The organism is Belliella alkalica (assembly GCF_022549785.1).
GTDB classification, from domain to species: Bacteria; Bacteroidota; Bacteroidia; order Cytophagales; family Cyclobacteriaceae; genus Belliella; species Belliella alkalica.
Genome location: NZ_JAKZGO010000030.1, coordinates 25,449 through 37,231 on the forward strand (window position 1 = coordinate 25,449; position 11,783 = coordinate 37,231).

Here is an 11,783-nt window from a genome sequence, read left to right on the forward strand (position 1 = left end):
TCTATTGGTTTTTCTATTGATTGATTTTTTTTAAGAAGGTTTTGAACCATCCTTAAATTGCGAGATTATCTTGAAAATTGCCTTTTGGTGCTTTACCTCAGGCATCAAATCATATAATAATATATGCTTTTCGAAGTCCAAAGTTAATGCATTTTCTAAATAAGTAAAGGCTTCTTTGTATTTACCTGCTTTGATCAAGTACACAACTAATCTATAATACAGTTCGGCGTTTTCAGGTAGCTCCTCGATACCTTCTTTTACAACATCCTCAGCTTCCTCAAATCTGTTTTGGTCAAAATAAATAATTGAGAGGTTGATGTATGTTTCCATAATGCCCGGCTCCAGGTTGATCGCTTCTTCATAAGCTTCAGAGCTTGCATGGAGATTTCCCAATTGGTATTCGGCATCTGCCAAGCCTACATAGTAATTTGCATTGTCATCAGAAAGCTTGATTGCTTTTTTGAAGTAGTGTATTGCTTCAAAAAACTTTTCTTTCTTCAACATACACATACCCAAACCAAACCATGCATCTTCATATTCTGGATCAAGCTTTGCTGATTTTTTGAAATATTTGAAAGCTTGATCAATTTGGCCCAATTTTTCATAGGCAGCACCCATGTAGCAGCAGTTTTCTGAATTGGTGCCTTCACAATTGATAGTGTTTTGATATGCTTCTAGAGCCAATTCAAATTGCTCTGTGTTCATATATGCATTTCCCAAGTTGAAATATGCAGAAGCAAATGCATCATCTATGATCAGTGCATACTCGTATGCTTTGATTGCTTCATCAAACCTTGCTAGTCGGTTGTATACCACTCCCAAATTATACCATGCTCCAGCGGAATATGGATCTTGATCGATGAACTCCTGGTAAAACTCTAAAATTTCATTGAAAGACCCTTCCTCCTCGGTAATCATCGCCAATTGGAATAGGGCGTCTTCATGATTTATTTTGACTTTTACACATTCTTTGTAATAATATACTGCTTTCTCTTTGTTCTCTGTAGCCCTATAAAAAGTGCCAAGTGAATAATACACCTCTGCCTTGTCGTCAGCCAATGGTAAAAAATCCTCTAGCATTGCTATCGCTTCTTTGACATTGCCGCCAATCATCATTGCGTTAGTAAGAGCAAGTATAATCTCCTCGTTGTTTGGAGATATGTTGTTGATGTTTTCCAATAATTCAAGTCCCTCTTCCAATTCATCATTGAATATCAGACATTGGGCTTTGAGTAACTTGATCTCTATACTGAATGGAAATTTTTCAAGTGCATGGCTTGAAGCACGCAATGCTTTGAGAAATTTTTGGTTTTCAAAATAGAAGCGGATGATATCCTCTAGCTCTTCTTCTTCAAAATAAAGGTCTAGATTGGCTTTGAGTGAGTTTTCAAACCTTTCCACCAACTCTTTATCGTTGTTCCATTCGTTTTCAAAGTCTCCGGTCATCGGCTTTCTTATTAATTCTAACTTAAGTTACCAATTAAATTAGTGTCTCAAAATCAATTTAAAATTATTTTTACCCTAATGAGAAATTATTTTTAGTGACTACCCGCTTACTTGCACCTCACCAAACAATATGTTGTTGGGTAAGCATTTTGTATTTCTGTTGACGAGTATCAGCGTCATTTAAAGTCTCTATTTACTTAATGTGCAACATTGCGGATACTCATATCATTTTTTTACTTCATTTTAAAGTAATCTCACTATGTCAGATTTGAATTCAACGGAGCAATGTCAGATTTCGTTCATCTTGGCCCATTTTAGGGTTTGGGACAAGGGTCTAAATTCAAAACCCAGCTCTTTCTTGATTTTTGAGTTTGACATTTTGTGTGGCAACTGAGCTAGTTTTGCTGTGATTGGGTTAAGGGGTATTTTACTTAGCCCCACAGAATATGCTATCCAAGATAACGTCAGAAAAACCCTGAGTGAAGAAGGGTTTATTGACTTGTTGGGAGCTTTTTTATCAAAAGCTAGGGCAATTTCTTCAAAAAATTCTTTGTAAGGAATGGCATCAGCATTCAAAATGTAACGACTTCCCCAAACTTGTTTTTCATATAAAAGTGCGACAATATCTGCTAAATCCCGAACATCGATGTAGTTGATTATTCCAGAAGGATAGTACGGTTTTTCTTCCAAAACATAATTATAGATAGCTGTGCTGCTTCGCCCGTCGCTGATTTTCCCTAATGCAACCGAAGGATAAACTACAATCACATCCAAGCCTTCTTGTGCAGCCCGCCAAACCTCCAATTCACCAAGATACTTTGAGATGGCATATGGAGTGTTCAAGTCAGAAGTTGCCCATTTGTGATTTTCATCAATTAGTTTGATATCAGGTGTTCTGCCCAAAGCAGCTACAGAGCTGATATGAATCAGTTTTTTGATCTTCATTTGAAGCATTACGTTGACGACATTGGTAGTGCCTTCGAGGTTGACCTTCATCAGATCCTTAGAATCTTTTTTTTCATAAGAAACCAATCCTGCAACATGAATGACCATATCCATCCCTTCAAAAGCAGATTCCAAAGATTGGTAGTCAGTGACATCACCTTCCAGCCAAGTGACATTATTGTCATCCAAAAGAGTCTTATTTGCACTTTTTCTTCTCAAGGCGTAAATCTCCCCTAAGCTTGTAAAACGCTTTGCTATATAACTTCCGATTAATCCTGTTGCTCCGGTGATCAATATTTTCATAAACTACTATTCAAAAGATCCAAATGCTGCAATTTTTGATAATACTTACTTTTGGGCAGTGTCTCCAATGCATCTAGATAACGATTATTGTGGCAATCTGTTCCCACTAATTTGACTCGTTGCTCATCGATTAATTCTTCGACAAAAACTTTGACTTCCTTGGAATAAAACCCCGTAAGTGATAGTAAGTTTATTTGAAAGTAGACCTCCCTATCGAGCAGGTCATGTTTGAGTTTCTTGTCATTCATGAGATAGAAATACCTTTCTGGATGTGCTAGAATTGGTTTGTAATGGTGAAGCTCCAGTTCGAAAAAGGTATCTAGTAGAATTGCTGGTTTGTTGATAAAGCCAGTCTCTACTAAGACAAGATTTTCTGAAATTGGAAGTAGTTGATCCCCATTCTTCACCTTTTCAAAGAAAAATTCGTCTATGTAGTATTCAGCAGCTGCATTGATTTCTATTTCAATCTCATTTGCTGCTAATTCTTTTCTAAGTTCATCTAATCCATTTAGGATTATTTCGGGAGTGTTTTTGTAAAACTCCCACATAATATGGGGAGTAGTTATGATTTTTTTCAAACCATACCCTTTCAAACGCTTTATCAAATCAATAGATTGTACCATTGTTTTGGATCCGTCGTCGATACCAGGGATAAGATGAGAATGCATATCGGTATGCATCCACGCCAAATCCAACTTTTGGTTATAGGTACTTGCTTTGCTTTTTCTGAAAAAATCAACGATTCCCATTTATAAACCTCCTGTAATTTTTGTGAATTCCTTTAATGTCGGCCACAAAGTGTCTTTTTCGGAAAGGATTGGATTTTGCACTTGCCAATCTATTGCTAATTCAGGATCATTCCATAAAATTCCCCCTTCATTTTCTTTGTTGTAATAATTGGAGCATTTATATACAAATGTAGCAGTTTCCAAGACAGAAAAACCATGTGCAAACCCTTCAGGTATGAATAGCATGTTATGTTTTTTTGCATCTAAGACTACACTGTAAGATTGGCCATAAGTGGCAGAGTCTTTCCTCAAATCTACAGCGACATCCAAAACTCTTCCCTGAGTAACTCTTACTAGCTTTGTTTGTGCATAAGGTGCTTTTTGAAAATGTAGACCTCTGACTGTTTCTACAGATGAAAAAGATTGGTTTTCTTGGACCCACTCGACATTGATTCCATGTGAAGAAAGTGCGTCGGCTCTGAATGATTCAAAAAAATAACCGCGACTGTCTTCGAAAACGTTTGGTTGTATTTCAAATAAGCCATTTATCGGTGTTGAGATAATTTTCATTGATTTTATCTAAGTAAGGTGTTTTTAATTTTTAAATGAATTAATCTTCAAAGATAACAGGAAATCAACCTAGGATGGTACTTTTGTAATATATTCATCTAAGGAACTAAATAGTAGCCACTTTCCTTAATATTAGATAGCATTAAAATTATATATGACAAAATACGCCAAAAAACTCCAAAAACTCCATGAAACAGCTCCAAAGGAAGACACAGCTGTTTTGGTTGCACTTATAAAACAAGGGCAGTCTGACAGGCAAGTTCATGATTATTTGGATGAATTGGCCTTTTTGACTGAGACACTCGGGGCGAAGACCGTATATAGATTCACCCAAAGATTGGAAAAGCCAGATGTGAAGAGCTTCGTAGGGACTGGGAAACTGGAAGAAATCAAAACCTATATCGAACATTTTGAGGTAGATATGGTCATTTTTGATGATGACCTTTCTCCTTCACAAATGCGTAATCTTGAAAACGAACTTAAAGTCAAGGTCTATGACCGCTCGCTGCTAATTCTAGATATTTTTCTGAAAAGAGCACAAACAGCACAAGCAAAAACACAAGTTGAGCTCGCAAGATTTCAATATTTGCTACCAAGATTGACCAGAATGTGGACTCACCTTGAGCGACAGAGAGGTGGAACGACCACTAGGGGCGGATCGGGTGAAAAGGAGATTGAGACAGATAAACGAGATATTAGGGCTAGAATCACATTGTTGAAAGAAAAGCTCAAGGATGTGGAGAAGCAGGGAGTGACACAGCGAAAGAGCAGAAAGGGCATCGTAAGAGTCTCTTTAGTAGGATATACCAATGTGGGTAAAAGTACCCTGATGAATTTGATTACGAAGACTGATATTTTGGCAGAAAACAAATTGTTTGCAACAGTAGACTCTACAGTTAGAAAAGTAGTGTTGGAAAACATCCCTTTTTTGCTTTCAGACACAGTCGGTTTCATCAGAAAATTGCCGACACACCTTATCGAGTCATTTAAATCTACTTTGGATGAGATTCGTGAAGCAGATCTTTTGATCCACGTGGTGGATATCAGCCATCCGGGTTTTGAAGACCACATCACCATTGTGAACCAAACTCTAACTGAGTTGGGAGCAACCGACAAGCCGATGCTATTGGTTTTCAATAAAATAGATTTAGTAGATCAGATGCCTACTGAAGAGGAACAGATGCATATGACTGAACTGGAACTCGAAGAGAGTAATTTCCTTGATTTTGAAAAGCTTGCAGAGGCATACAAAAAGAAGACAGGTATATCTCCAGTATTTATGGCTGCCGAAAATGGAACTAATGTGGAAGAGATGCGTGAAGCATTGGTAAGAGAAGTTAAGAAAGAACACAAGAAAATGTATCCTCATTATCTGGAAAGTGAGACAATTGATATGTCGGGATTTGAAGAATAGAAATTTTTCAAAGTAGAATTTTGTTCAAAATACGCTGCTTTGTAGCTTATATTTGTATCAAATCTGTAAATCACACATAACCCTCTAGGGTAAAGACGATGAAAAAAGAAATCATATATACAAATGAAGCCCCGGCACCAATAGGTCCATATAGCCAAGCGGTAAAAGCGGGCAATACTCTCTATATCTCAGGTCAAATAGCTTTGGATGCTGAATCCGGCGAGTTGATCAATGAAAATATCACTGAAGAGACACATGCTGTAATGAAAAACTTGGAAGCTGTGCTCAGAAAGGCTGGCTTTGGTTTTGATAATGTAGTAAAATGTAGCATTTTCATCAAGGATATGGGTCAGTTTGCCACTATCAATGATGCTTATGGACAATACTTCAAAGAAAATCCTCCGGCAAGAGAAACTGTGGAGGTAGCAAGGTTACCTAAAGACGTCAATGTGGAAATTTCTTGCATTGCTGTGAAATAGATGATTTAAAGGGTGAATTTGTAAAAAGTTCACCCTTTATATTTTTTTGAGTGCTTTATACATCCCAGAAAACATGTAGTGATGAAGAGGCTTTATCAGTATCCAATATAATCGCCCGAAGATTCCATGTGGCTGAAAATCAATTTTTTGGAGAAATTGATCCCCTTTGATGTCGAAAGTTATCCACACATTGCCGGGCAATTTCATCTCGGCTTTCATTTTTAGGTGTTTTCGAGAGTTATCCACATTCACCACCCTCCAAAAATCCACTTGATCCCCAATCTTGAGAGCTCTTTCAGGCCGGCCTTTCCTAAATCCAATACCTCCAAAAACCAAATCGATCCAACCTCTTATTTTCCACAGTAACGTTCCGAAATACCAACCATTTTCACCTCCAATATTTTGTATTTTCTCCCAAACTTGGGACTCACTACCCGCTATTGATGACTTCCATATTTCAGCAAAACTTCCCTTATTGGCTTTTAGCATAACGCTTCATTTTTCTAAATATTAAAACTAATTTTGGATCAAAGAAGTTATCAACATATGCCATTTTTACCGACTCAAAGCGAAATACTCGTATCAAGCCTCAGTGTAGAAGAGGTGCTGGGTAATCTGGATAAGGTAACTAAGGATGCGAATTTTCTAGCATATGATAGAAATGAAGATAAAGGATATCTGTTCAATGGAAACATTAAAAAAAATACTTTTAGCATTTCCTTGGTGATTTACAAAGCAGACAGTTTTCTACCTTTGATCAAAGGAAAAATAGAAAGTACACCAATGGGATCTATCCTATTTTTGTCATATAGCCTCTTTCCAAGTTCTGCATTCTTTTTGGGATTTTGGACGATTGTGACCTTGTGTTTGGCTCTTTTTTTTGGGTTTATTGCCTCCCAATATTTATACGCATTGATTAGTATTGCAGTAGGGCTATTGAATTATAGTTTTGCATGGACGCACTTTAATAGAAAAATCAAAAGCTCCCAAAAAATATTCCATGAACTTCTGGAAATGAATAGAACCGAATAATGAATTAATTTTATGGATTATGCCCTTCAGGTAGTAATTTAGCAAGCCAAATAGTAAAACTCTTAAATCTAAAAATACCATGAGCATTAGGATAGAAAAAGATACAATGGGACCTGTAGAGGTTCCTGCTGACAAGTATTGGGGAGCACAGACCCAAAGGTCGATCAATAATTTCAAAATTGGAGGAGAGCGCAACCGCATGCCAATAGAAATTATCAGAGCTTTTGCCATATTGAAAAAATCCGCAGCACTTACAAATGCAGAGCTTGGTGTACTGGCTCAGGATAAAGCTGATATTATTGCAAAAGTATGCGACGAAATTTTGACCGGACAGCACGATGATCAGTTCCCTTTGGTAATCTGGCAAACTGGCTCAGGAACACAATCCAATATGAACTCAAACGAGGTCATTGCTTATAGAGCACATGTATTGCTTGGTGGATCACTAGAAGATGAAAAGAAAAAAATCCATCCGAATGATGATGTGAATAAGTCCCAATCTTCGAATGATACTTTCCCTACTGCCATGCATATCGCTGCATACAAAATGGTAATGGAAACGACTATTCCAGGAGTAGAAAAATTAAGGGATACGCTGAAGGCCAAGTCTGAGAAATTTATGAATGTGGTAAAAATCGGTAGAACCCACTTTATGGACGCCACACCACTTACACTTGGACAGGAATTTTCGGGTTATGTTGCCCAGCTTGATCATGGATTGAGAGCATTGAAAAATACACTTTCTCACCTTTCTGAACTGGCACTTGGCGGTACTGCTGTTGGTACAGGCTTGAATACACCGAAAGGCTATGCAGAACTTGTAGCTAAGAAAATAGCAGAATTCTCAGGTCAACCTTTGGTGACGGCACCGAATAAATTTGAAGCTTTGGCAGCACATGATGCTATTGTAGAATCCCATGGAGCTTTGAAACAACTAGCAGTAAGCCTGATGAAGATTGCCAATGACATCAGGATGCTCTCCTCAGGCCCTAGATCGGGTATTGGTGAGATTTTGATTCCAGAAAACGAACCAGGATCTTCAATCATGCCAGGAAAAGTAAACCCAACGCAAGTGGAAGCAATCACAATGGTCGCTGCACAAGTGATGGGCAATGATGTAGCCATCTCTGTAGGTGGTTCGAATGGACATTTTGAATTGAATGTCTTCAAGCCGATGATGATTGCCAATTTCCTACAGTCAGCTAGGCTCTTGGGAGATGCTGCGGTCTCCTTCAACGACAACTGCGCCATAGGAATAGAGCCAAATACGCCATTTATCAAACAGCATCTTGAAAATTCTCTGATGCTAGTGACGGCTCTTAATCCGCACATTGGCTATGAAAATGCAGCGGCTATCGCCAAAAAAGCGCATAAAGAAGGTACTAGCTTAAGAGAAGCAGCAATTGCCTTGGGCTTGCTAACAAACGAACAATTTGATGAATGGGTGAAACCTGAAGACATGATTGGTAGTTTGAAGTAATTATATTTTATTTGCCAAAATCAAAGTTTAATTTTTCCACAAATTCATACTTTACAAAAATGAAAAAAGTTATCAACACACTCTTCATGGCAGTGATGCTAATGGGAATTACTGCTACGGCATCTTTTGCAGGAAAAGAAATAGCTACAAAGAATGTTGCAAAAGAAGTAACTGCTGAGGAGCTTAAAAGATTCGAAGAAATAGATGCAAGAGTCAAAGAAATCAAAGAAATGGATTTCAAAGAGTTGAGCAGAGTTGAGAGAAAGGAAATCAGAAAAGAACTTAAAGAGCTCAACAAAGAAGCAAAAGAAAGTGGAAATGGACTTTACATCTCTACAGGTGCTTTGATTGTGATTTTGATTCTTTTGATCATTTTGCTTTAAGAAGTCCCAATTAAGTTAAGTTTAAAGAGCTGGCTTTTCTAAATTGTATTTAGAAAGGCTAGCTCTTTTTTAGTAGTTTTAAAAAGTGAAAACCCTACAAAAACTTTACAACTATTTCAATTTTCTATCTTTAGATGTAGTCCTTGGATCCTTGGCTGGAATGGGGTTTTTTGCACATTTGTTGAGGGTTAATCCTGTAATTGAAATTTACTTGGTTTTGGGTTTGACAGTTTGGATTATATATACTCTTGATCATCTGGTAGATGTCAGAAAGACCAAAAATCAACCAAGTTCGCCCAGACATAAATTTCACTTTAAGTATAGAAAGCCAATTTCTTTTGCAATGACTTTTGCATTTATCCTTGTGGTAGCCATGCTGATTTTCCTTCAAACCTTGCATTTCCTTATTGTACCAGGTGTGATTTTGGCAGGAGTTATCACCCTGACATTGTGTTTGTTCTATTTCTTTGGGAGAAAAATAGCTTTCTTGAAAGAATTTTTGATTGCTTTGTTTTATATATTAGGTATCGCACTTGCTCCATATTTATTAAAACAAACTCCAATTCCTCCACAATTTTATCTTTTTGGAGTCTTTTACTTTTTGATTGCCTGGATCAATCTCTTGATCCTTTCTTACCTAGACAGAGAATTAGATGCAAAAGATGGTTTCAATTCTGTAGTAAATTGGATAACACCCAAAAAATTAAGTTCATTTATTCTTTGTCTTGGCTCAATAGGAATTGGATTGGCAGTATATTTATTTCTTGGTCAGGTTTCTTACTTCCATATTTATACCAGCATACTTTTAGTTATGCTACTGATTCATATTATTTATTTTTTGGAGAGAAATAAAAATAGAGAAACTATCAGGAAAATTCTGGAAGTGTGTTTTCTAATACCTTTTTTAGTTTTTCTGTTTTAGAAAAAATCACCAATTTTTTTCAATTAGTCCATTTACTAATTCGATAAAGTATGAACCATTATATGGGCCATACCAATTCATTTCTCTTACCTCGTGAAACTTTTGATCATACAATTCATCAGGAGTAATGTACCCAACATATCCCCCATTAAAGGTGGTAACAATTAGGTTGAGTCCACGAATTTTTGCTAAACTTTCCCATTCTGCCATGAATGTCCCTGAGACTTCCCCGCTAGAACTTATCAAAAGCACATTGCCAATCAAAACTGCATCAAAATGTGCTTTGCTCTCTCCAAAAGATGATTTGAACAGTGAAGGGTTCAACCTCATATTTTCTCCAAGTCTGTACTGTGGTTCTCGAAGTTTTGTAGGTAGCTCAAAAAAACCAACTTTATTTTTCTTCACAGGCTTGAGATATTTGACATTTTTGATGCTTTGTTGGAAAACAGCCTCTGCGTACTTATACACATCCTCAACTTGGTTTCCCGATCGTGCTGGGCCTTGGCTACCTACTGTGCCTGCGGCAAACATTGCGAAATCATAGATTTTATCCTCAAGCTTTTCCATTAGATAGTGTGGATAATCTCCAGACAATCCCATAAACTTGGTACTCAAAACTGTAGGATGTGCACTAAAACTAAAAAAAGCTGCTCTTTCACCGTTTTTCTTTTGGAAAGTCAACTGACGAATAAAGGGATCAACAGGGTCGCCTTTGATAAAGCGGTTATAGACCAAAGTGTCTGTTTCTGAAATATGATAATTAATAAATGAAGAGTCTTGTGTAGCTAGGGCTTCCTGAAGTCCTTGTATTGTTTTTTGCTCTAGCATTTTTACAATTTCATCATCATAACCTCCAAAGGCAATTTTCCCCATCAACCCAGGTATATATCCTCCGATTCCACTGTGGGTGTGTGTAGCTGTGAAATATGTGAAATCAATTGGTAAATTCTCTTTTTGAATTCTTTGCTTTATTCTATCAGCTAAGTATGGATGGATAATGAGCAACTCATAACTCAAAATTGCAACATTTCGTACTCCATTTCCCACAACCAAAGTCCTCACATAACTACTATCCAATACAAAATCATAGTTTCCCCGAGGTGCATAACCTACCAAATTTGCGGGTTCATTGGGAGTAGCATTGATCTTAGACCAACCCACTAACCATGTACTCCCTTCAGAAATCTCAGGTTCCAAACTTTCAAGCTTGGAGATAGTTTCTAGGTAATAATTCTGTGTTTTATAATCTGATCGATCAATAGTACCCGTCAACAGTACGCCAAGCAATAGAGCCACATATATGGCGATAAAAATTGTTGAGAGTGATTTTTGAATCATGTTTATATTTAGCAAGGAGCTGGATTGGCATTTTTTGGTAAATCGGGGAACGAGTTATTCAATAAGCCAAAGTCTGGTTATTTAATTCCACATTGAAATTTACTTTAGCACCCAAAGCTTCAAATACCTTCAAGATAGTTTCCAATCTGGCATTTTTGGTACTATTCTCAATTTTTGAAATCTGAGCCTTTTGGACACCGACTAATTCTCCCAACTGTTCTTGAGTTAGATTACGCTCCTTCCGAGCTTGTTTTATAGCATGACCAAGAAGGTCTATTCTCAATTCATTTTCAAAGGCGTCCCTTTTAACCGTGCCACGCTCTCCTAGATGCTTATCAATCATTTTTTCAAGCGATACGGTTTTTATTTTTTTATCCTTTTCCACGATTATTTTTCTTTGTTCTTCAGATATAGTTCTCTTAATTTTTCTGCCTTTTTTAACTCCTTATTTGGAGTTTTTTGAGTTTTTTTCAATAAACCATGGGTTGCTACTACCGTAAAGTGTTTTAGACGCAATCTACCCAAAAAAATAACTATAATAAATAGATATATCAAGATTGCGTTTAAAACATAGTTGGACTAAGCTGGGCTATCCCTATGGGTATTTAAAATCTTTGTTTTCGAGGATTCTGATTTTTAGGTCGTACTTAATCAATAAATTGGCTCTGATATTCATCATTTATAACATTTTTCTTTTTCAACAAGACATACCAATCCCTTTGACAGAATCCCTGTTTAATTTT

13 protein-coding genes are annotated in these 11,783 nt (G+C 37.0%); 6 read left to right on the plus strand and 7 right to left on the minus strand.

Translation table 11 applies throughout. The annotated features are described in order from the left end of the window. Positions 1-30: 30 nt before the first annotated feature. The 4 genes from MM213_RS19930 to rfbC all read right to left on the minus strand — a co-directional run bounded on the left by MM213_RS19930 (position 31) and on the right by rfbC (position 3,992). The gene (locus MM213_RS19930; protein WP_241414648.1) at positions 31-1,446 is read right to left on the minus strand and encodes a tetratricopeptide repeat protein; all 1,416 of its coding nucleotides are present in this window, start codon (positions 1,444-1,446) and stop codon (positions 31-33) included. A gap of 288 nt (positions 1,447-1,734) precedes the next feature. After that, positions 1,735-2,694, minus strand: a complete 960-nt coding sequence (locus tag MM213_RS19935; RefSeq protein WP_241414649.1) for an SDR family NAD(P)-dependent oxidoreductase — start codon at positions 2,692-2,694, stop codon at positions 1,735-1,737. Further along, on the minus strand, positions 2,691-3,443 hold the full coding sequence (locus tag MM213_RS19940; protein WP_241414650.1) for a tyrosine-protein phosphatase: 753 nt from the start codon (positions 3,441-3,443) through the stop codon (positions 2,691-2,693). Before MM213_RS19940 ends, MM213_RS19935 begins: the two co-directional genes overlap by 4 nt. Next, complete coding sequence (rfbC, locus tag MM213_RS19945; RefSeq protein WP_241414651.1) at positions 3,444-3,992, minus strand: dTDP-4-dehydrorhamnose 3,5-epimerase; 549 nt, start codon at positions 3,990-3,992, stop codon at positions 3,444-3,446. 154 nt (positions 3,993-4,146) lie between these two features. Between rfbC and hflX the strand changes: the two genes are divergently transcribed. Further along, positions 4,147-5,406, plus strand: coding sequence for a GTPase HflX (hflX, locus tag MM213_RS19950; RefSeq protein WP_241414652.1), 1,260 nt, complete (start codon positions 4,147-4,149; stop codon positions 5,404-5,406). Positions 5,407-5,504: 98 nt separating this feature from the next. Then, on the plus strand, positions 5,505-5,885 hold the full coding sequence (locus tag MM213_RS19955; protein WP_241414653.1) for a RidA family protein: 381 nt from the start codon (positions 5,505-5,507) through the stop codon (positions 5,883-5,885). Positions 5,886-5,921: 36 nt separating this feature from the next. On the opposite strand, the gene MM213_RS19960 is transcribed toward MM213_RS19955, so the two are convergent. Further along, positions 5,922-6,374 carry a DUF2867 domain-containing protein gene (locus tag MM213_RS19960; RefSeq protein ID WP_241414654.1) on the minus strand — a complete coding sequence of 151 codons (453 nt, stop codon included), beginning with the start codon at positions 6,372-6,374 and terminating at the stop codon, positions 5,922-5,924. 57 nt (positions 6,375-6,431) lie between these two features. Between MM213_RS19960 and MM213_RS19965 the strand changes: the two genes are divergently transcribed. The 4 genes from MM213_RS19965 to MM213_RS19980 all read left to right on the plus strand — a co-directional run bounded on the left by MM213_RS19965 (position 6,432) and on the right by MM213_RS19980 (position 9,702). Further along, positions 6,432-6,917 (plus strand): hypothetical protein, encoded by a 486-nt coding sequence (locus tag MM213_RS19965; RefSeq protein ID WP_241414655.1) that lies wholly within the window; start codon positions 6,432-6,434, stop codon positions 6,915-6,917. A gap of 79 nt (positions 6,918-6,996) precedes the next feature. Then, entirely contained in the window at positions 6,997-8,397 is a 1,401-nt protein-coding gene (gene fumC / locus MM213_RS19970) for a class II fumarate hydratase (RefSeq protein WP_241414656.1), read from the plus strand. A 59-nt stretch (positions 8,398-8,456) separates the two neighbouring features. Continuing rightward, on the plus strand, positions 8,457-8,780 hold the full coding sequence (locus tag MM213_RS19975) for a hypothetical protein (RefSeq protein ID WP_241414657.1): 324 nt from the start codon (positions 8,457-8,459) through the stop codon (positions 8,778-8,780). Between the two features lie 85 nt (positions 8,781-8,865). Further along, a complete protein-coding gene (locus MM213_RS19980; RefSeq protein WP_241414658.1) occupies positions 8,866-9,702 on the plus strand; it encodes a UbiA prenyltransferase family protein in 837 nt (278 codons plus the stop codon). A gap of 6 nt (positions 9,703-9,708) precedes the next feature. On the opposite strand, the gene MM213_RS19985 is transcribed toward MM213_RS19980, so the two are convergent. Both MM213_RS19985 and MM213_RS19990 read right to left on the minus strand, forming a co-directional pair. Next, positions 9,709-11,040, minus strand: a complete 1,332-nt coding sequence (locus MM213_RS19985) for an alkaline ceramidase (protein ID WP_241414659.1) — start codon at positions 11,038-11,040, stop codon at positions 9,709-9,711. 58 nt (positions 11,041-11,098) lie between these two features. Next, positions 11,099-11,407 carry a helix-turn-helix transcriptional regulator gene (locus MM213_RS19990; protein WP_241414660.1) on the minus strand — a complete coding sequence of 103 codons (309 nt, stop codon included), beginning with the start codon at positions 11,405-11,407 and terminating at the stop codon, positions 11,099-11,101. Positions 11,408-11,783 lie beyond the last annotated feature (376 nt).